18 protein-coding genes are annotated in these 21,624 nt (G+C 43.1%); 13 read left to right on the top strand and 5 right to left on the bottom strand.

The genetic code is table 11. The features are described from left to right. Positions 1-14 precede the first annotated feature (14 nt). From V7P87_RS10180 to V7P87_RS10135, 10 genes are all read left to right on the top strand, one after another. Positions 15-1,355: a putative O-glycosylation ligase, exosortase A system-associated gene (locus tag V7P87_RS10180; RefSeq protein WP_333797331.1), complete on the top strand. Its 1,341-nt coding sequence runs from the start codon at positions 15-17 to the stop codon at positions 1,353-1,355. Beyond that, a complete protein-coding gene (locus V7P87_RS10175; protein ID WP_333797330.1) occupies positions 1,352-2,113 on the top strand; it encodes a hypothetical protein in 762 nt (253 codons plus the stop codon). Before V7P87_RS10180 ends, V7P87_RS10175 begins: the two co-directional genes overlap by 4 nt. 33 nt (positions 2,114-2,146) lie before the next feature. Further along, on the top strand, positions 2,147-3,580 hold the full coding sequence (locus tag V7P87_RS10170) for a lipopolysaccharide biosynthesis protein (RefSeq protein WP_333797329.1): 1,434 nt from the start codon (positions 2,147-2,149) through the stop codon (positions 3,578-3,580). A gap of 13 nt (positions 3,581-3,593) precedes the next feature. After that, positions 3,594-4,499 carry a polysaccharide pyruvyl transferase family protein gene (locus tag V7P87_RS10165; RefSeq protein WP_333797328.1) on the top strand — a complete coding sequence of 302 codons (906 nt, stop codon included), beginning with the start codon at positions 3,594-3,596 and terminating at the stop codon, positions 4,497-4,499. Further along, positions 4,489-5,445, top strand: coding sequence for a glycosyltransferase family 2 protein (locus V7P87_RS10160; RefSeq protein ID WP_333797327.1), 957 nt, complete (start codon positions 4,489-4,491; stop codon positions 5,443-5,445). The genes V7P87_RS10165 and V7P87_RS10160 overlap by 11 nt, the downstream gene beginning before the upstream one ends. Positions 5,446-5,471: 26 nt before the next feature. Next, positions 5,472-6,578: an SGNH/GDSL hydrolase family protein gene (locus tag V7P87_RS10155; protein WP_333797326.1), complete on the top strand. Its 1,107-nt coding sequence runs from the start codon at positions 5,472-5,474 to the stop codon at positions 6,576-6,578. Next, positions 6,575-7,996 (top strand): MBOAT family O-acyltransferase, encoded by a 1,422-nt coding sequence (locus V7P87_RS10150; RefSeq protein ID WP_333797325.1) that lies wholly within the window; start codon positions 6,575-6,577, stop codon positions 7,994-7,996. Before V7P87_RS10155 ends, V7P87_RS10150 begins: the two co-directional genes overlap by 4 nt. Positions 7,997-8,242: 246 nt before the next feature. Continuing rightward, complete coding sequence (locus V7P87_RS10145) at positions 8,243-10,051, top strand: asparagine synthetase B family protein (RefSeq protein WP_333797324.1); 1,809 nt, start codon at positions 8,243-8,245, stop codon at positions 10,049-10,051. After that, entirely contained in the window at positions 10,041-10,973 is a 933-nt protein-coding gene (locus V7P87_RS10140; protein ID WP_333797323.1) for a polysaccharide deacetylase family protein, read from the top strand. Before V7P87_RS10145 ends, V7P87_RS10140 begins: the two co-directional genes overlap by 11 nt. A 141-nt stretch (positions 10,974-11,114) precedes the next feature. Then, positions 11,115-12,140, top strand: coding sequence for a GNAT family N-acetyltransferase (locus tag V7P87_RS10135; RefSeq protein ID WP_333797322.1), 1,026 nt, complete (start codon positions 11,115-11,117; stop codon positions 12,138-12,140). On the opposite strand, the gene V7P87_RS10130 is transcribed toward V7P87_RS10135, so the two are convergent. Next, positions 12,141-13,304 carry a DegT/DnrJ/EryC1/StrS family aminotransferase gene (locus V7P87_RS10130; protein ID WP_333797321.1) on the bottom strand — a complete coding sequence of 388 codons (1,164 nt, stop codon included), beginning with the start codon at positions 13,302-13,304 and terminating at the stop codon, positions 12,141-12,143. It lies immediately after the preceding gene. Positions 13,305-13,597: 293 nt separating this feature from the next. On the opposite strand from V7P87_RS10130, the gene V7P87_RS10125 reads away from it, so the two are divergent. From V7P87_RS10125 to V7P87_RS10115, 3 genes are read left to right on the top strand one after another with little or no spacing between them, the layout of a single operon-like run. Then, positions 13,598-14,299 (top strand): glycosyl transferase, encoded by a 702-nt coding sequence (locus tag V7P87_RS10125; RefSeq protein ID WP_333797320.1) that lies wholly within the window; start codon positions 13,598-13,600, stop codon positions 14,297-14,299. After that, positions 14,296-15,174 (top strand): hydrolase 1, exosortase A system-associated, encoded by an 879-nt coding sequence (locus V7P87_RS10120; protein ID WP_333797319.1) that lies wholly within the window; start codon positions 14,296-14,298, stop codon positions 15,172-15,174. Before V7P87_RS10125 ends, V7P87_RS10120 begins: the two co-directional genes overlap by 4 nt. A 2-nt stretch (positions 15,175-15,176) precedes the next feature. Continuing rightward, positions 15,177-16,142, top strand: coding sequence for a hypothetical protein (locus V7P87_RS10115; RefSeq protein ID WP_333797318.1), 966 nt, complete (start codon positions 15,177-15,179; stop codon positions 16,140-16,142). A gap of 60 nt (positions 16,143-16,202) precedes the next feature. Here V7P87_RS10115 and V7P87_RS10110 read toward each other — a convergent pair whose 3' ends face one another. The 4 genes from V7P87_RS10110 to V7P87_RS10095 form a co-directional block, all read right to left on the bottom strand. Further along, the gene (locus V7P87_RS10110) at positions 16,203-17,351 is read right to left on the bottom strand and encodes a hypothetical protein (protein WP_333797317.1); all 1,149 of its coding nucleotides are present in this window, start codon (positions 17,349-17,351) and stop codon (positions 16,203-16,205) included. A gap of 64 nt (positions 17,352-17,415) precedes the next feature. Continuing rightward, positions 17,416-17,973, bottom strand: coding sequence for a GNAT family N-acetyltransferase (locus V7P87_RS10105; protein WP_333797316.1), 558 nt, complete (start codon positions 17,971-17,973; stop codon positions 17,416-17,418). 84 nt (positions 17,974-18,057) lie between these two features. Continuing rightward, positions 18,058-20,334, bottom strand: coding sequence for a VanZ family protein (locus V7P87_RS10100; protein ID WP_333797315.1), 2,277 nt, complete (start codon positions 20,332-20,334; stop codon positions 18,058-18,060). 70 nt (positions 20,335-20,404) lie between these two features. Beyond that, positions 20,405-21,610, bottom strand: a complete 1,206-nt coding sequence (locus V7P87_RS10095) for a pyridoxal-dependent decarboxylase, exosortase A system-associated (RefSeq protein ID WP_333797349.1) — start codon at positions 21,608-21,610, stop codon at positions 20,405-20,407. Positions 21,611-21,624 lie beyond the last annotated feature (14 nt).

Below are 21,624 nucleotides of genomic sequence, written 5' to 3'. Positions count from 1 at the left end.
AAGGATGACAACTAATGCGTGACATTCTGCTGGTCGCCTTCTTTTTTATGGCCATTTATTATTCGTTTAAAAAACCTTATCTCGGTGTTTCCGCCTGGATCTGGATAGCCTTAACAGCCCCCACCAAATGGGCTTTTGGTTTCTCCACCAGCCTGCGGATGAATTTTACGATAGTTATCGTCACTTTTATCTCCTATCTTTTTGCATTTAAAGATAAAAAATTATCGATAGGCAGCATTGGTTTTTTTATTATCCTTTTCCTTATACAGTGTCTTATATCAACTTTGGCACAGGACACTATTAATTCAGAAAATGTAACACAAGATTATATCGAGCATGTCAAAACGGCATTGTTGTTTATTTTTACAGCTTTAATTTTACGTACTAAACACCAAATCATCACTTTTGTCTGGTGTATTGTCTTATCCATATCCTCTTACGCTGGTATGGAGGCTGTAAAATTTCTATTGTCTGGCGGAGGCCACCAAATTGTTGGGCGAGCCGGTATTATAATTGACCGTAACGATCTAGCCGTTGCCATCAATATGTCTTTGCCACTGGTATTTTTTCTGATTTCTGTCACAGAAAACAAATTAGTGAAAAAAGGATTATGGTTTCTTGCCATATTAAATATCGTCGCTGTTATTGGCACTTATTCACGAGGCGGCTTTATTGGTCTAAGTATTATTGCAATTGCAGCCTGGTTAAAAAGTGACAAAAAACTCATTTGGGCATTGTTGGCATTCACCCTGCTCCCCCTTTTATATCATCAAACACCGGAAGAATGGCGTGAACGACAATCCACAGTAAGTACAGCCGCTACCGAAGACAGTTCTTTTATTGGCAGGCTCTGGGCCTGGAAAATCTCCGCCCTGATTGCGTTGGATGATCCATTAACAGGTGCGGGCTACAAGGCTGTCACCGATCCGATGTTGTGGCGATATTATGCGCCTTATACACCAGGGTTTGGGCCTATTGAAACTCCCGAAATCCCCGTTAACTTAGCCCCTAAAGCTGCACACAATATCTATATGCAAGTGCTGGGCGACCACGGTTTTGTCGGATTATTATTATTTTTAATTATTCTCGCTAAATGTTTTCTGGCAAATCGTGCTAACCAGAGAAAAGCAAGAATACACCAGTTACCTTGGTTAGAAAATTTTTGCTCAGCACTAAACGTTTCTATTGTCGGTTACTGCATCACCGGCATGAATGTTAGCCTTGCTTATTTCGACTTAATATATGCAGTAATTGGACTGGTTGTTGTTTGTAATTTTATTCTTCGTGAAATAAGTAAACAAAATACAAACAACCCTTCTTATGTAAATACCCGTCAGATTGCAGGTTCAGTATGACAAACAACATATATGCAGTGGACTTAACTATGGTTATAAAACGACTCACAGGATCCACACTGGTATTATTTTTATTATGCATTTCGTTTAAAACTGCAGCATTTGGTGTGGTTATTGATGAAAAAGAATTCTCTCAGCTACAACGGCATTGTCAGTTGTTTTACGCCAGCACCAGTATAGGCAGGCGTTTGGGCTATGCTGCCAGGTTTTCAGAGAGTGAATTAAAACAAGCAAACAAAGTTGCGGATCAAGCCGGTGGAGCCTGGCACTACTGTGCTGGTTTGGTCCATTTAAAAAGAGCACAACAAACTGCTGACAAAAATGTCCAGCAATCGAATTATAAAAGAGCACTCGCTGAGATCGCATTTACTTCACGGAATATCAAACCCGACAGCCAATACTTTGGTGAAGTACAGCTCAACATGGCCAGAGCATTATTTTCTGTAAATGAGCACGAAAAAAGCGCTGTATTGTTGCGCAATTTAATTCAGGAAGCGCCTAACTACCTACCTGCTTATATCGAATCTGCCCGGCAAGTAGATAAACAAGGTAAAACACCAGAAGCCATTGTGATTCTCAATTCGGCCCCAGAATCATTTAAACGTAAGTCAGCAGATTTGAACTATTTTCTTGGGATCTATTATTTAAAAGTCAGAGATTTTGAAAATGCAAAGCGCCATGCAAGAATCGCATACGCAAACGGCTACCCGCTGCCGGGGTTAAAAAACATGCTGGCAAAACAAGGCCACTCACTGTGATATTGTTGCGAGCTTGATAATGAGACCCAAATCATGACATCTGCATTAAATAGAGCGAGGGACGCTTTTAAATGGACTTTGTACCTTCGCGGCATGTCACAGATCACTACCTGGCTTATTTCATTAATAGTGATCCGCTACCTGTCCCCGGTTGACTACGGCATTGTTGCATTAACTGAAATCATTTTTATGTTGATGATGCTATTTTGCTCGGCGGGATTAGGAGATGTTGTTATTCAACGTACCGAAGCAGATGAACAATTTAACCGAAAAGTATTAAGTTTATTGCTGCTGTTAACTGGCGTTATGTGTGTGATGTTGTTGGTGTTGGCACCCTACTTTGCTGCGTATTATAAGCAACCTGAACTTACGCTGGTGCTTCGTTTTAGTGCGTTGGTATTTATGTTCAGCCCCTGGCTTGTTTTATCATCCAGTATTCTTGCCAGGAATATGGACTTTAAATCCCGGGGGAAAATTGACCTTTTTGCAGCTGTAACTACTGCATTTTTATCTCTTGCTTTAGCATATCTTGGATTTGGATTCTGGTCGCTTATCATCGCCAGTTTACTCAACACTTTGCTCAGAACTGTTGGATATAACCTGATACTCAGAAAACTATATCTGCCAGCTTTTGACCTGGCCGGTATGTGGTCACCCTTTAAATTTGGCATAACTGTGGCTGCAACGAGCTTGCTGTTTGGCTTGTTTATGAAAATTGATATTCTGGTTATTGGCAATCAGATCGATAGCCAAACCCTCGGTTATTACGCTTTGGCTATGCATCTTGCATTATTACCAATGGTGAAAATTATGCCACTGGTGAACGAAGTTGCTTACCCCATGTACGCCAACATCAAACATAATCCCAGCGAATGTCAGCGAATTTTTAGTTACATCTTGCGCATGATTAGTTTTGCCATGTTTCCATTATTTTTTGGTTTTAGTGCAGTTGCTCCGGAGCTGGTTTATCTGTTGCTCGGTACTTCCTGGTTGCCAGCCGTTGCTGCATTGCAGATCATTCTGCTAACGGTGCCTTTTCGTATTGTCAGTAATCTCTTCTCGCCCCTTCTTAAAGCACTTGGCCACCCGCAAACTGGCTTACAGCATGTAACATTTTCTTGTCTGGTTGTGGGGACGATATTTTATATAGTGGCACCTTATGGCTTGACTGCTCTGGCGTTAGCCTGGGTTGCGGCAACACCTCTGATATTGGCCTTTGCATTAACCCTATCAACCCGCAAAGCCAATATCCCTTTTGGCCTGTTGGCCGGTTGTGTGCTACGCCCAGCGATGCTGGCAGGCCTGACATTAGCTACAGTTCATTCGCTTGCGTATCTGTTACCTGAACACTTGCATCATCTGGTGTTGCTGTTGTTAAAATCCGTTGCTGGTGCACTGATTTACCTTTTATTATCCTGGTTACTTAACCGCCCTCAACTGCTGGAAGCATCAAAGTTCAGACTTTGATTTATGGATATCTATGAAACTTTATTACTTTAAAGACCCAAAAGGTAACTTTGGTGATGATTTAAATCCCTGGTTATTTGGTCAATTATTTCCAGACTTACTTGATGATAATGAGCAAGAGTTGCTGGTTGGTGTGGGTACTTTATTAAATCACCGTATTCCCAAAGCTAATAAAGTAACTGTGTTTGGATCCGGCCATGGTTATGGGGAACTTCCTGCCATCAATCAAAACTGGACATTCAGTTGTGTGAGAGGTCCACGCACCGCAAAAGCGCTAGGCTTGCCCCCCGAGACCGCCATTACTGATGCGGCAATGTTGACACCGTTGTTTTTTAATGAGTCTCTGGAAAAACGTTACCAAACTTCTTATATGCCGCACTGCCACAGCGCACATTTGGGCGATTGGCAATATATTTGCGCACAGGCCGGAGTGCATTTTATTGATCCCAGACAGTCATTTTTACAGGTCTTTGCCGAAATCAAGCAAAGCAAACATCTGATTACTGAAGCGATGCATGGCGCCATACTGGCCGATGCCTTCCGTGTCCCCTGGACTCCGGCTAAAGCTTACCCACATATTTCCGAATTTAAGTGGCAAGACTGGTTAGATTCGGTCGGTGTCAAAGCTGAGTTTAATCATTTACCCGCCGTATACCGTGGGGACGAGCTCTTTGGCCTGAAAGATACCGTGAAACACAAAATCAAACGTCTGTTGCACAACACACCACTCTGGCAACAGCACTGGCAGGAAGCGCCCATTGCCCGCTCAAGCCAACAAAGGGTTGAGGGTTGCATTGTGGCTCTGCAGCAACTCAGCGCAAAACAACAGATGTTTTTAAGTGAAGATGACAGGTTAATACACAATACGGAGAGGCTATTACAAAAAGCTGCAGAACTCAGAGGCCGCTATGCAGGCTAATACTCCCCCCCCTAAAGTCAGCGTTGTGATGCCGTGTTATAACAATGCGGCTTATGTACGTCAGGCCGTAGACAGTGTGTTACAACAGGACTACCCCAATATTGAGCTGATTGTGGTAGATGACGGCTCCAGGGATAACAGTCTGGAAGTACTTGCAGGCTACGGCGAGCAGATCAAAGTTGTCAGTCAGCCCAATCAAGGACCTGCAGCTGCCCGCAATAATGGCATACGTCATGCGACCGGCGATTATATTGCTTTTTTAGATAGCGATGATTTGTGGCTTCCAGGCAAACTCAGTGCTCAGTTGGCGTTTTTAGCACAATACCCCGATTATATTGCCTGTTATTGCAGCTGGTCAGTCTGGGATGGCCGCAGTACAGACCAGTTTATTCCCTGTGAACAGACCGGCCAAAGTCTGGAATTACAACAGGATAAATCAGGTTGGCTGTATTTGCCCTTATTGGAAGATTCAGTAATCCACACCATAAGCCTGGTCATTAAGAAGGAAGTTGTTGATCAAGCGGGCTTTTTTAATGAAACCTTGCGGGTAGGCGAAGATCACGATTATTGGCTGCGATTGTCAAGAATAGGGAAGATTGCCAAACTCAAACAAGTATATGCACTTTATCGCGCCAACTTGCAAAGTGTCACCCGCAAGGTGCATGACAAAAACTATAGTTTACTAGTGCTAGAGTCTGCTGTTGAAAAATATGGGTTGTGTAGTCCGGATGGCAGCTGTTTACCTGAAAGTATATATCGACAGTATGTGGCTCAGCGGCATTTTGTCTATGGTTATCAAAGTTTCTGGGCTGGACACCGCGATAAAGCAAGGCTGTCGTTTATCAACAGCGTAAAACATCCAAATTATTGTCTGAAATCGATGCTGTATTTAGCCTGTAGCCAATTCGGTTTCCTTTATCAAAGAGTATTAACTAAAAAAGTTTAAACAATCTGATAACAGGTCATTGAGCCATGGAAAAAACCAACATAGAGGTAGTTCCAACATCAAACCATTTATCACTTCAACGTAGCCTGCAGATTATTTCCGTCACTGTTGTTCTGTTGTTACTCACGGAGATCGCACTGCAGGTGCGCTCGCATTTAAAGTTTGGCCAGAGTGTCCTGAACTTATTCACCAATGAAACTCGATATATCACACATCCGGTATCTGGTTTATTAACTCTACGCCCAAACAGCCACTTTAAAGGCAAAGAATCAGAAGTTATCAGTAACGCCGAAGGTCTCCGAAACGCGCCGGTTTCGCACCCCAAACCTGCTGACACTATCCGGTTGGTTTATATAGGTGCCTCAACTGTGATGGGCGCTTACGCCATAAATAATCAACAAACCGGGTCAGCCTTGCTGGAAAAATTGCTGCAAAAACAATCTTTGAACAAGAAGGTAGAAGTCATTAATGCGGGCATCCCCGGCTATTCGCTGAGACAACAAAAGCTGATGCTCGATTATGTTGGTCGGCACTACAAGCCGGATGGATACTTGCTATACACCGGCAATAATGATTTTGCAGGTTATTGCAAACAAAATAACAGTAAAAAGAGTACCTTAACGGCACAGCTGCCCCACTTAAAAATGCCCTCATGGTTACTGACCCCAGAGTTAATTCTTAAAAACACCGTGCACTTACGCCCTAAAGCCAGCACTGGTCAAAAAATCGATCCTGACAATCTGGACTTTTCCGCTTTTGAGCAGTCATTCCGGGCTTTATTAACAAGTGCCAAACTGCAGCAAAAACAAGTGTTGGTTCTAACCAACACCAAGGCTTATCGCCAGGAACAACCAGTTGCAGAGCAAATGAAACTTTCTGAAACTGCCCGCTTTTACAATGCTTGTTTCGAATTAGCCGATTTGCACCGTCTGTATGAAGCGCATAATCTGAGAATTAAACAGATCGCCAAAGAATTTAATTTTCCCGTGCTCGACGTGGAACAAATATTGCCCGGTGGCAGAGCGTACTTTGTTGACGCAACCCACTTCAACTACAAAGGTGAACTGCTGCTTGCTGAAAAACTCAGCGAAATCATTATCCGCAATAAGATGTTTGGAGTGGCCACACAATGATCTTCCAGTCATTTCATTTTGTAGTCTTTTTTTTGCTGTTACTTTGGGCTGGTTATCTGCTGCGTCATCGCCATCAATGGCGAAATCTGCTGCTTTTGTTTGCCAGTTATTATTTTTACATGAGTTGGGACTGGCGATTCGCGGCATTGTTAATGCTTGCCACACTGAGCAACTTTTATGCTGGCCGATTCATATGCCGGGCAAGCCAGCTTCGTGTTCGTCGTTTTGCACTTTTTGCCACTGTCATAGTCAATCTTGCTGTATTGGCAACCTTTAAATATCTCGATTTTTTTATCGTTTCCCTTGCACAATTTATGTCGGTACTAGGTATCCAAGCCGACTTACCACTCATGGATTTGCTGCTTCCTATCGGTATTTCCTTTTTTACCTTTCAAAGTCTCTCTTACAGCATTGATTGTTATCGCGGAAAAATCACAGAGTGCAAATCGTTCAACAACTTCGCTCTTTTTGTCTCTTTTTTCCCAACATTATTGTCTGGCCCAATTACCAGAGCCAGTATGCTGTTACCGCAGATCAGCGACAGCAGAAAGCAATATCAGGAACCCGCCGAGCAAGGTCTGGTATTGGTTTGTCGTGGTCTGATTAAAAAAATCATTTTTGCGGATCAGTTAGCATTGCATCTGGTCAATCCTGCTTTTGATAACCCATCCGCATACAGCTCAGGCTTTCTGCTTCTGGCTGTTTATGCCTACAGCTTGCAGATCTATATGGATTTATCCGCTTATACCGATATCGCGCGGGGGCTGGCACAACTGCTTGGTTTCAGATTGCCGGAGAACTTTAACCAGCCTTATAAAGCCGACAGCGTGTCAAATTTCTGGCAGCGCTGGCATATGTCGATGTCAGGTTTTTTCCGCGATTATCTGTATTTTTCTCTGGGAGGCTCACAGTATGGTTATGTTTACCTGAATTTAATGATCACTTTTGTCCTGATTGGACTATGGCACGGTGCCGGCTGGAATTTCATTTTGTATGGTTTTCTTCATGGCAGTGTTGTTTGTATCGAAAGATACTTTCGGAACAGACGAAAGTTACTTGGCCTACCGCCACTCGCAGAGCACGGTTTTGGTTATCTGTGCAGAATTTTCCTTGTGTTTCAGTTTGTTGCTTTGTCCAGAATTTTGTTTCGTGCCGAAGATTTATCGGCAGCCTGGCTTTATCTGACTGCGGTAAGTCAAAATCTGAACATGCCATCAACAACAATAAGTTTATGGCCATTAGTGATATTGGCAGTAGCCGTGCAATTGCATTACGTAAAACCGGCACTGAGCATAAAAGCTATCAATTGGTGTGCTAAAAAACCCCTGTGGTTGCAATCCGGCGCCTTTGCAGCATTACTGGGTATTTTATATAGTTTGGTCACCGGCACACCGGCTTTTGTGTATTTTCAGTTTTAACAAACCGAAATTTTCCAATTGTATAAGGCCAAGCTTCTGACAAATACTCAACTATTAAATCTATTTCGTGAGTTATACACTGGTTAAATTGCAGGCAGCCCAAACTATACACTTTTGTTTCACAATAATTTTCAGGTCGTAGCGCCCTCTTTACCGCCTCTTTATTTCCTGGCTGCGGCTATGCAAATCTTTGGAAAAAAGGTAAGTTAGCGCCAGTAAATACTTTGAAGGGATAACGAAGTTTATATGTGGATCCAAAGCCTTAATCCGACCAACAGTTGTCAAAGTTCCCCCTCTACCGGTCAGTTTGTCGAATATCATCTGAACGCAGGATCCTCCACTAAAATTTTTCGTTTTTATCACCAGCAACAACTGCAGAAATTTGAAACTGCAGAGGCCGTATTATTACTGCAAGGCCGAATCCGCCGTTACGGTGAAGATTATGCAGCCTTCCCCGACTACAACTGGGTATTACAGTTATTGCTGGCAAAACCCGCAAACTATTATCAGCAACTTGCCGGTTTTTTCAGTCTGGTAGTATTGGATAATCGCGATGGGTCAGTGCTGTTACTCAACGATCATGTAGCTTCAATACCACTTTATTATCACCTTGGCAGTGGCCACCAGCCTCATGCAGAACCTGTTGTGCTTTGGGTTAGCGACAACTTAAAACATCAGGCAGCTAGCAGTCTCGCTCTTAATCCGCAGGCAATTTTTAATTATTTCTTTTTCCATTGTATTCCGTCAGGCGACACCATTTTCCAGCAGGTGAACAAACTCCCCCCAGCATCAGAGCTGCAACATAGTGTCAATGGTACAGAGCAGCATGAATTGTATATACCAGCCTACTCAGCAACAAAGGTTGAGGAAACTGCACTGCAGCAGCAGTGTCGCGAAGCTATTGGTACGGCCGTAAAGCGCAATATAACGCCAAACAACGCCGCCTTTTTAAGCGGTGGCCTGGACAGTTCAACTGTCAGCGGTTATTTGTGCAAAAATCAGCCCGGAGCCCGTACTTTTTCGATAGGTTTTGATGCCACAGGATATGACGAAACCGAGTATGCCTTAATTACCGCCAAACATTTCGGTAGCAACCATCATGTACACTACTTGCAACCCACTGAAATTGTTGACAACTTTGTTGATGTTGCAGGTTATTTTGACGAGCCTTTTGGCAATTCTTCCGCTATGGCTGCCTTTATTTGTGCCAGAGTTGCCAAATCGCATGGTGCAGACACCATGCTAGCCGGCGATGGTGGCGACGAAATTTTTGCCGGCAACGAACGTTATGCCAAGCAAAAAGTTTTTGAAGTGTATCAGCAGGTGCCTGGGTTTATCCGCTCACCGCTGGAATTGTTGTTAAAAACGCCTCTGGCCAAATTACCTGTGGTTAATAAAGCCAAAAGTTATGTTGAACAGGCAAATGTCCCTCTGCCAGACCGGCTAGACAGCTACAACTTTTTAAATCGTTTTGCATTAGATCAGATGTTTTGCGCTGAGTTTCTTGCCAGGGTAGATGTGCGGGCACCTGCCGCAGCAAAAAGAGCCCGATATCATGCCTGCAAATCTGAGCATCCGGTTGAACGTATGATGTATCTGGACTGGAAATTTACGCTTGCGGACAATGACTTTGTTAAAGTCACCAGCATGTGCCACAAAGCCGGAGTCGAAGTTCGTTATCCCTTATTTGAAAAAGAAGTGGTAGATTTTAGCTGCACAGTACCCACAGAATTAAAATTGCCGGGTAACAAACTGCGTGATTTTTACAAAAACAGTTTCCGCGGATTTTTGCCAGATGCCACTTTAGCCAAAAGCAAACATGGCTTTGGCCTGCCTTTTGGAGTGTGGATGAAAGAGCAACCTGCGCTGCAACAACTAACCCGGCAGAGTTTGAACCAACTCAAAACGCGAAACATCATTAAAGCGGAATTTATTGATGAAGCACTGCAGATATACCAGAGCGGACATTCTGGTTATTACGGTGAATTAATTTGGATTATGCTGATCCTGGAACTTTGGTTACAGCAAACACAGAGTAAACCTGATGCTGCATAAGTTTTTACAATTAACTTCTGGCATGCTCAGTTCTGGCAAACTGACCATACTGATGTACCATCAGGTCGTCCAACAACGAGACCCAATGCGCCCGACTGAGCCTGATGCTGCAACTTTTGACTGGCAAATGCGACTCATCAGGCGTTATTTTACGCCCTTATCACTGAGCGAAGCATTAGAGCGTCTGCAAGATAACAGATTGCCGAACAATGCTATTTGTGTAACTTTTGATGACGGTTACCTGAATAACCTTACCGTTGCTGCTCCCATTCTTGCCAGGCACAAAGTTCCAGCCACTGTCTACATCGCTACGGCCTTTAGTCAGGGTGAGAATATGTGGAATGACCGCCTTCAGGATTTATGTGCAGACCAAAAGCGTACAATACTGCAAACCGGACAAAGTCAGTTGCAGCTCACTGATTGGGCGAGCAGGATACATGCCGCACAGCAGCTTATCAACCAGTTGAAATATTTACCCGTTCGCACACGTTTACAACAAGTGGATAATTTATACCAGCTCAACGGTGCCAGCGAGTATCCATCCCGTATGATGAGCACAACACAAATTAAAGAATTGGCCGCACAAGGTATCACTATTGGGGCTCATACTCATAATCATCCAATTCTAAAAAGCCTGACCCCTTCTGAACAACAACAAGAAATAAGCCGTTGTAAATCGGGGTTAGAGCAATTATTACAATGCCCCGTAGTGCATTTTGCTTATCCAAATGGTGTGGAAGGCAGAGATTTTGATGACGAAACTATGCATCTTGTGGCCGCAGCCGGATTTCAATCCGCCGTTGTGACCAACAGAGGTTTTTCAACTGCAGATTCGAACCTGTATAAGTTAAAACGCTTCGCCCCCTGGGACGGCAGTCCGCTGAAATTTCATCTCCATTTGCTTAAAAATTACTTGTCATGATCACTTAATCAGTAAACGCATTCATTGGAGTTTCTGCATTAAGAATAAAAAATAAATATATAAATGCTTTGATAAATGTAATTGCTATATATCGTAAATAAACAATAGCAAAATAAAAAAACCAACATGAAGAATTTAACAATGAAAAATATCGCCGCAGACAATCAAAAATCTCCATTTTTTCTGACAAAGTTTTGGTTTGATACGCTTGCTCGCATCGTTTTTCCTGATAGGAAGCGACTAGATTTAGAATGCAACAACCAGAAGCTTCCTCACATAATAACTTCAACAAAATTTCTGTTTTTAAAGTTAAGAACATTAAGAAGCTTAACAAACTTTTATAGCCCCGAGTTTTTACCTGAAACAGCTGGCGACGCATTAGAAAATAAAGGAATATCTTCATATTACAAAAGTATCGAAGATACAAATAGATTTGACCTGATTGATTTAAATCCATTGTCGGAGAAAAACGCTGATTCAGTAATAGCGGTTCTTGAAGGAAAAAATTTTTTTTGTGAGAAATATCAATCAAATACGAACTGGACACATCCAGATATATCAAGTGCAGATGAGTTCTGGAATCTGAGATCATCAAAAATGAAGAACATTCTTAAAAGCAAAAAAAATAAGCTATTTAGGGATTGTGAATGCGAGGTAGAAATATCTACAAAAGCAGATGAATCAGAAGTAAACAAGCTTTTAAGTGATTATCATGACGTATACAATAGAAGCTGGAAGAATAATGAGCCATATACTGATTTTATAAACTGTATTGCAAAAGAAGAAAATACAAAGGGAAATCTAAGAATTGGTATACTAAAATGTAATGGCAGAGCTGTAGCGGCACAGATCTGGTTTATTTATAATAGTACCGCATACATATTTAAACTATCATATGATAATTCACTTCGCAGTGAAAGCGTAGGGTCCATACTTATGGAAGCGATGTTCAATCATGTAATAGTTGAGGATAAAGTAACTAACATTGATTTTTTAACTGGCGATGATAAATACAAAGCAGATTGGATGACATGCTCTAGAGGGCTATTTGGAGTAAAAGCATATAACAAAAAAACCATCAAAGGTTTCATCTGTATTTTATGCATTAAAGCAAAAGCTGCATTTAAATCAGCAAAAGATAAACAAGCCCCCCCAAAAAATGACTAGCTATGGTACAATTGACATAAAACATTCAATAATATAACCAATATCGCTTATAGTCAGATCTTGATGACATGGAATTTGAATTAACTTATGACGATAATTCTGGCTTACAACACAATTTGTCGTTGCCAGCTCTTCCCATCTGTATATCTGCAACCCTCTTTTGCGCAGCAAATCAAAACTGCTGCTGTCGTTTAATAAAAACGGAATGACGTAAGGCGCAAAAGATTCATGAGGTTGTTGCCACAATAACTGCCCGAGTGGGGATTTTGCCAGTCCCGACAACAGCAGCTGACTATGCCGCTGTCGTTTTTCTAATACTGCAACCAAATCTGTATGGGCAAATAACCATTTGGTCAGCAAATAACAGCTTTGCTCTTTATCTTTGCTTTGGAAATATCGGAATTGTTGTTTTTGCGGGCTCTGCGTCTGTACTGGTTCCACAATAATGTTACTGGCATTGTCGGATGCAGCTACCCCCTTATTATTCTCAGCCACAGGCATTAACCTTGTTTGCTGGCTGCGCTTTTTTTGCCAGGCGGATAAAAAAGTGCGAAGTATATTTTTTAGCTCAAGACGCAGCGGTACAGAGCGTAAATGAACACTTGCCGCTACTTTTAACCTTAAAGCACCGCCGTCTGAACTGGCGATAAACTTCTTTACACTGCAAATAGCTGCATCAGCCGCCAGCTCAGTATGCAAGAACGACTGTAAATCATGGGCGCAGTCATCAAAAGTAGTTAAACCCAGGCTTTGAAGCCATGCCAGATTTGCACTTACTTCTGATGAGTTACCGAAATAACGCACCATTAAACAATGGGTTGTATCGACAGTGATACAGGCTTGTAAAGCTTGCATATCCACTGTGAGATCTGGCTGTAAGGGGTAAAACTCTATCTGATAGCCAGCGGCAATAAATGGTTCGACCAAAGCCGGACAATGATAGGCTGGTAATAAAACAATATTCTCCCCCGGCTTTTTTAGCTGCATAGCTGCAGCATACAAAGCGCCGCGCCCACTGCGGAAAAACTGCAGGCCAAGGTCTTTTAGCACAGAAGCGCTAAAACACCGCAAATGGGAAAAAGGCAGTTGAGGCTCAACTTTGATCTGTGCAGGTTGATAATTACGGGCATTTGCCAGCGGTGATGAAAACTCAATCCTTTGCATTACAAAACTCCAGCAGGAAAAGAAACAACAACTGCAGATGAGCTGTTCACATTTTTTGGCTCGGCTCATTTAACACGCTGAACATTATCATATTCTCGTGTATATTGCTGCCATACTCCTGGAGTGTCAGCACTTCTGCTTGTTTCAAAGATAACGGCAAAACCGGAATTATGATCACCACTATGGAAAGTAGCTTTATTCAGCTTGCAACACGCCGCATTTTTTTGCGCACTATGTTGAACGTCAACCAATCCCAAACCGTAACTCTTTTGCTCGCCCCCTTTGCCGAGGAAATGAATAAATCAAGGCATCTGAGTCGTCAGTTGATGACAGGTCTGCTTGGACAAGGACAGGATAGTTTTCTGCCAGACGCCTGGGGCACAGGCGACAGCGATGGCGATTTAGATCAGGTTTCAGTGCTTGACTGGCGGCAGGATCTGACGTTATTACTCCAGCAGCTGCGAGATCGCGGTTATAAAAAAGTGAACCTGGTTGCATCACGATTTGGTGCTTTGCAACTATTTGATCTATTGGCAACAACGGAATTGCCACTACCGCTTAACAGCGTTGTGTTATGGCAACCTTATCTGCAAAGCAGTATATTTTTACAGCAGCTCTTCCGGTTAAAAATTGCCGAGCAAATGGCTGTTGGCAATAAAACATCACAAAAAGAGCTGGAACAACAACTGAATGAAGGCATTGTTGAGATAGCGGGTTACCCTATTAGCCAGCATCTTGTCCGCAGTATTTCGCTACTGCAGGACATCTCCGCTTTACCTGCGATTTACCGGCAAGTACCGTTGTTATGGCTGGAAACCTCCATGCTACCCAATATCAGTCCAGTCTGCGAAAAAGGCATGGCCCAACTGTCACAGTGTTTTGCCGCAAAGTTTCAGTTACTGCAGGGCCCGGCATGGTGGAACACTTCAGAGCTGGTACAAAGCCCTGAATTGATTGCCAGCAGTATCGACTTTTTAACAGGCGTAACAGCATGACAGAACAAGCCATTCAGTTTCAGCGTTGCCAGAACTTATCTTCAGCAACTTTGGTGGGCATTGTCAGCCCGGCATCCGGTACAACAGGGTTATTAATTGTTGTTGGCGGCCCGCAATATCGGGTAGGCAGCCACCGGCAGTTTGTCAAAATGTGCCGAGCTGCAGCTGCGGCTGGCATTCCGGCTTTTCGTTTTGACGTCTGTGGTATGGGCGACAGCACTGGCGAAACAACAACCTTTTACCAGCAAAGCGCTGATATTCATGCCGCAATCAACCAGTTTTTTACCCTGCAACCCCAGCTGACGTCTGTGGTCCTCTGGGGTTTATGTGATGGCGCCAGCGCAATTTTATTGGCATTACGGCAGCAGCCGGATCCAAGGGTAAGTGGTCTGGTGTTGCTGAACCCTTGGGTGCGACAACAACAAAGCTACGCTAAGACTATGGTTAAACATTATTATCTGAAACGTTTGACCAACAAAGAATTCTGGCAAAAGCTGCTGTCTGGCAAATTTAATGTGCTGCAAAGTGTGTTGTCACTTTGGCAAAATTTAAAAAAAGCAAACCAAAAATCGCCCGGACAAACCACAGAACTGACCGCAAGCAACGAACAAAATTACGTGCTGCATATGCAACAAAGCTGGTCTAAGCTAGCCGCCAAAGTTTGTGTGATCACCAGTGGCGAGGATATGACAGCCCGCGAATTTCTGGATTTATGCCAGCAAGATCTGCAGTGGCAGCGACTGTTGCAACAGGCTGAGCATTATCATCTGGCAGCAGCTAACCACACCTTCTCAACTCAGGCATGGCGGCAGCAAGTAGAGCAAATCACAACAACCTTTGTCCATCAGCACAACCAAGACATGTCACAGGGATGAACATGATGAATGTTTACATCACTATCGATGTTGAAGTGTGGACAGAACAATGGAAACTTGACGCTGATTCATTAAGTAAAGCCTATAACACCTATATTCTTGGTAAAACCCCTGAGGGTGATTTTGGTTTACCTTATCAGCTCAATGTATTTAACAGCGTTGGGCTTACAACGGTTTGTTTTATAGAACCTTTGTTTAGCCGGGTATTTGGTCATGAGTACCTTCGTCAAACGATCGACATATGCCGCCTGGGCAATAATGATATCCAACTACACGCTCACCCCGAATGGCTTAAGCATGATCCAAACCCATTTTATGATATTGACTTTAGCAATCGGTATCTACTCAGCGAATTTAATGTTGATGAGCAGTCTCTGATTATAAAAGAGGCAAAAAATTTATTGGAAAGTGAAACAGGTACTGCTGTACAAGCTTTCCGGGCCGGCAGTTTTTCTGCAAATGCAGCTACACTGACTGCGCTTGAAAGAAATAAAATTTTTATAGATTCAAGCTTCAATCCGTCGATGCCGGCACATGGTAATACCCTACCGACCACAGCTGAGCTTTTGCAGAGAACACCTTTCACTTATGGTCTAATCAACGAAATTCCAATGACGGTATACAAAACGGCCGGCCATCGTCTGAGACACACACAACTCACCGCCTGTACTTATAAAGAGTTACAAAACTTACTGCTTCAGGCCTTTCATCAGGGGTATTCTGATTTTGTTATTTTATCGCACAGTGTTGAATTACTGGGGGCAAAACGATCTGCACCAGACCATAAGCTGATTAAAAACCTCCATCGCCTTGCCAGTTACCTGGCCGACAATAAAGACAAATTTAATGTGACCGGAATTGCAGACTATCGGGCAGCTAACAATATCAGCCCTGAAATTTTGTCATTAAATGCGTTTTACAGCGTGCAGCGTAAATTTGAACAAATTATCCGTAGTAAATACAAATAGCCGTCATGACTTTGCATCCATGAAATGCAAAGCCCTCCCAAGCCTTTTTACACTGATGGCCTATTTTTTAATTTTTATTAACTTTAAAAAACGTGAAATGTAATCGAGTAAAAAATAACTGGCTATTTTGGCGTTGCCAGCGCTATATATTTCATCAGAGCCAGTAATAATATTTTTTAATAAGCACGAAAATAATTTGTAGCCTTGAAGGTGCGGATAATCCGTTTGTTTCCATTGCCCTCTGAATAACGCGACAATGGCCTTTATCAGAGCAATTTTGCTCACCACAGTGTGCTGATGATGCCCGGCAGTCCACTGTGTTATTGGCTCAGCAGCGATATGATTGATCCTCAGCAATTCGAAACACTCATTGTAGCCAAGTTTAGCAACCTTCCCTGTGGTACCACCAAGCCTTAAATTTAAATCGAGAAAATAAAACTGTCCGTTTTCTTCTATCACCTCAAAATGGCAAACCCCGACATAATCAATAAGCTTCAACATAGTTTCTACTGGTTTTACCAATTGTGAAATCAGAGCACACCTATCCATCCTGACGGTAAAACCGGCATAACTTATTGGAATGCTAAAATGAAACTGAGAAATCGCCCCTGAACTGCAACGAGAAGCGTGAATAACAATTTTCATGCCTCGGGCAAATGTCTGCGCAACAATGTCACATTTGGTTGCAAGCGTTTTAAGTTCATCAGCCTTGTATACAATTTCCACTTTAAAATCAGCGGCATTCTGTTCAGAAACCGGTCTTACAACAAGAGGATATTTATACTGCTCAGGTTCAAACCCTGTTTCGTTGCTATAATAGGTATTCAACAGATGGAAGCCTGATTGCTGGGCATATTCATTCTGAAGTTTTTTACTTTGAGCAATATCAATCACAGATGGAGATGCATACATCATTTTAATATTGCTTTTTTCAAGAGCGTATATTCTTCTTGCTACGTCATAGGAAACGCATACAACGTACAGCTCCTCGCATGACTCTGAGAAATTTTTGACAGCTTCAAGCCAGTCTTTTTTGTATTCAAGCCAACAAAAGTCGCCAAGCAAACCTTTAAACGAGCCTGCTGACTGACAGTTAATATCAATGTAATAAAAATCTATATGACTAAGTAAACTAAAAGTTTTAAATACAACTGTAGTCGTTGGGGATATTTGACCAACGAGAAGAACTTTCTTTTTATTTCCCTGCATGAATATAATCTTTTTATCTCATTAAAAGTCAAAAGGAACAAAATTGCACTTTCGTTGAATACGTTCAACATTTAAATACAAATTTTTTCGCAAGAGGTCTGAGTCGAAAACTAATAGCTGAAAAATCTTTAATCCAACCAGCCTTTATAAAACTGCGCTCCGAACTGATATTAGAATGCCAGACACGGGCATAAATTTTCGATGTCCCAAGCTTACCCTCTTCAGCTCTTGCAAAATCAATGAGTTTTGCTGCGATACCTGCACCACGCAGTTCTTTCACAACCACCAGAAAGGTTAATTCTGCTTCATTCGGCGCTAAAGGTAAAAACCCCCGCACTCTGTTATAAAAACCACCACTCCATACATAACAGCTTGCAACAAGCTCATCGTTTTTAAAAACACCATAACATCGCGATTCATGATTAATTGAAGCGTGATTATTCTTAATCTCAGTGTGCCGGTTATTCTTTATCAACGACTCATCAACAACACTCGAAAATGAAAAATCGCTATTCTGGAACAAACTACCATCTTTAACAGAGGCACTAGCAGAAAATATTTTGTAATACTCAAAATCAGCCAGAAAAAAATTTTTGATTGAAATCAGAATATTTTTAATCATCAGTTAAACACCTTAGACGGCTTTACTTGGTAATAACATATTAAACAGAACGCTAAGTAGCGAACTGTTAATAGCGGCGCGTATTCACTCAACTTTTTCATCAACAACAGATTTCAGACTTAATTTGAACCACAAAACAGAAAATATCACTGTAATTACAGCTACATAGTAGTTAAACATTACCCCATCTAATGACAAGTAGTTTTTCCTGTCCGGGCTTAATAAGAACTGCAAAGCACTAAAACTCTGATTGTATTTATAAATATGGCTTTCAAGTGCCATGGAAATTAATGAAAACGAAAAATAAACAACAGCAACAAGCAGTGCCCCCCTCGTGAGAATTATTCTGATACTTAATTCTCTAGCCAGATGACTGAGCCAGTGGCTGCAAAACAACAGACTCTGTAGCCATAACCACAAGAGTATTGAACTATACCAAACGCCATTTTCAGTCAGCAGCTCGGTAATGTTGTCGGTAATTGCATAGGTAACTACAACCAAGTGCCATATCAACACAGCAAAAGGCCAGAGCACTATCCATAGCGGCAGCAATAACCTTTTATATCCACAATCCAGGATAGCGTTCAGCAGTAATGGCAGTTGCAGCATCAAGAAAAAAGCCGAAAAACGTAACGCCATCTCAAGTGCAGGAAAAAATTGCCAGTGCGAGGCTCCCACTATGTCTTGCAACACTTCAAGCGGCACTGCCACGTATAACAACCAGTAAAATAGTTGGCTATGCACAAAAAGCAGGAACGGCAACTGTAACAGACCAGGTCTTTGTGGACGTTGTAGCCTGATTGACCAAAAACTAAAACAAAGGAAAAAAGCTGCAGTAACCATCAGAGCCTGCCATAGCTGTCCGGCACCTACCAGCTCACGAATGTTGTATGGAATAAAAGACTGACGGCCCAAATACACGAAAACGACTACTGTCAGTACAAATTTAACTGCAGTAATTATGTAGTTGTGGTGCGGTAGCTGAACTACCACAGGTTTTACTGCGGTCGGTGAAACCTGTTTATCTTGTATAAAAAAACGACCAACAACAAAAGTAAGACCCACTACCACAACAGCGATGATCACGTCAGTCAGGTTAGAAAATTTATCTGGCAAGAAGATCTGCCCCAATTCAATCAGTACTATCTGGCAGACCACCAATAACACCGCAGCCACCAACCAGAGAGTGGTACAGCGCAGTCGCAGCATAGCCAGCAACCAACCTAAAGGTGCAAACAACAGAGTCTTTTGCAACATTGTGGACACGGCTGTTAACAGGCTGTCCCGAAACAACTCTGTAAAAGGCATGCTGAACCATTGCTCAAAAGTGATTTTGGCCTTGATATGGGAAGTTGAAAAATTAAATGGAAACCAGAATACTATTAGTAAAACACAGCTCCAGACTGCCCAGGCCGTTAAGATAAAAAACAATGAAGACTGTTGGCAGGCAGCGGTCCCTGGCGTTGGTGTTGTATTGTGCTGTGGCTCCCCCCTCTGTTGTTGCTCCTGCCGTTGTACCTTCAACATTTTTAACGCTGTAACGGCTAATAATGCATAAATCACATCACCAATGTCTGTGGTTCTGGACATCACAAATAGCTGGATTATCTCTGTAACAACCGAATACAGGGCGACATAAAGCACAGCTGGCTGGTGCACTTTGCTTGCCCTTAACACAAAATAAGCAAGTGGCAGCCAGACCGCCACATCAGATATCACGGCATAACTGATTTCAAACCAGGGACCGTCTTTATATTGAAAAGGTAACAACAGAATTTTGCCGGCTTTCCATTTGTCGTAAATCCCTTCCGGATTTAACGTAAGATCAAGCGGCAGTACGTTATACACAAAAAAAACAACAGCATAGAGTATGGCGAGCCGGTACCAGACTGAGCCGCTACTTATTTCATGGGTTAATTGACTCAACAAAGGCCAGATAGCCTGTCCGGCCTGATGCCACAACAACAGGCCAAGTACAGCACCGATGCCCTGAGCCAGCACATCATAAGGTGAAGCGACCCTGCCGCTGAACATCAGTTGGCCAAGTTCAACAACAAATGCCAGCAGCAGGCAGTAGAGCACAATAAGGGGGTATCGCAGCGTAAAAGGCTTTAACTGCTGCAGCCAGGCAGCAGCAAAAAAAGCCAGTGGTATCGTTAGCAGTATGTTGGTACCAAAATCAACACCACTAAATGAAGTGCTTTCTTGTTGCCATAACTGCAGAAACTGCTGCCAGGCTTGCGTTAAATCAACACCCGACAAGGTAAAAGGCAGCCAGCTTCCATAGATGATAAATAAGCTACACAGCAGTGTCAGCGCAAAAGCCAGTGTTTTTGAACCTGAAAAATCCAGTTGTGTCACTTGCGGCTCCTGCATTTGATTTGTATCAACGTCCTGTTGCACTGCCCGTTTGCCTTAAAACAAGTCCCGGTTACAACAATATTTCCGCCACTGCCGGATGGCCAAGGAAGTCCTGTGGACTGGCCGTGGCGCCATATGCGCCAGACTGATACACCACTACCCAGTCGCCCACTTCGGCTTTGGGCAGCTCCATCCTGTCCGCCAGAATATCCAGCGGCGTACAAAGCGGGCCAACCACTGTCACCAGCTCTGTGTCACTTTGGCCCATCCGGTTGGCAATGGCCACCGGATAGTTCTTGCGAATAACCTGACCAAAGTTGCCGGAGTTGGATAAATGATGATGCAAGCCGCCGTTACAGACCAGATAAGTGGTGCCACGCGACTGCTTTTTATCCAGCACTTTACAGGCATATAAACCTGCTTCAGCCACCAGAAAACGGCCAAGCTCAATCACCAGTTCAATACCGTCCAGTTGCTGCTGATATTGTTCGGTGAGCGCTGTTAATGAAGCGCCCACAGCGGCAATATCCAGCCGTTTTTCGCCGGCAAAATATGGAATCCCCAGGCCACCGCCGAGGTTAATCACTTCTGGTTGATAAGGACAAGCGGCGCTGAGTTTAGCGGCCAATGCAAAAGTCAGCTGATGGGCTTCAATCAGCGATTCAGCTTTTAAGTTTTGTGAACCACAAAAAATATGAAAACCACGCAGTTTCACCGCATAAGCGGAAAAATCCGCCAATAAGGCAAACACCTGCTCTTCATCAATACCAAAGGGTTTGGCGCCACCGGCCATTTTCATGCCGGACGATTTCAGCTCAAAAGACGGGTTGACTCGAAGCGCTACCTGCGGCGTTTTACCTGCCGCAAGGCCCAGGGCGTGAATACGATTGAGCTCCCCCACCGATTCCACATGTAAAGTAACACCAAGTTCGATGGCCGAACGCAGCTCAGCGTCGCCTTTACCAGGGCCGGCAAAGCTGATGTCTTTGGCCGGCATGCCGGTTTGAATGGCCAGCAGCATTTCTTTTTGTGAAGCCACATCAAAACCATCCACCAAAGCACGTAAATGGTTCACTACAGGCCAATAAGGATTGGCTTTCACTGCATAATGTAAATGAATACGTGACGGCATAAAGTGGCGAAACTTCTGCACCTGAGCACTGATCACCTTGCGGTCGTAAGCGTAAAACACTTCATTACCAAGCGCCTGGCTTATTTGAGTCATGCTCATGCCGCCAAGCAGCAGCTGCTGCCCTTCTACGGCAAACTGGTTCATCAATTCATGTTGAG

The sequence above is a fragment of the Rheinheimera sp. genome, assembly GCF_036782235.1.
Lineage (GTDB): Bacteria > Pseudomonadota > Gammaproteobacteria > Enterobacterales > Alteromonadaceae > Pararheinheimera.
This window is presented reverse-complemented; position numbering and strand designations above follow the sequence as displayed.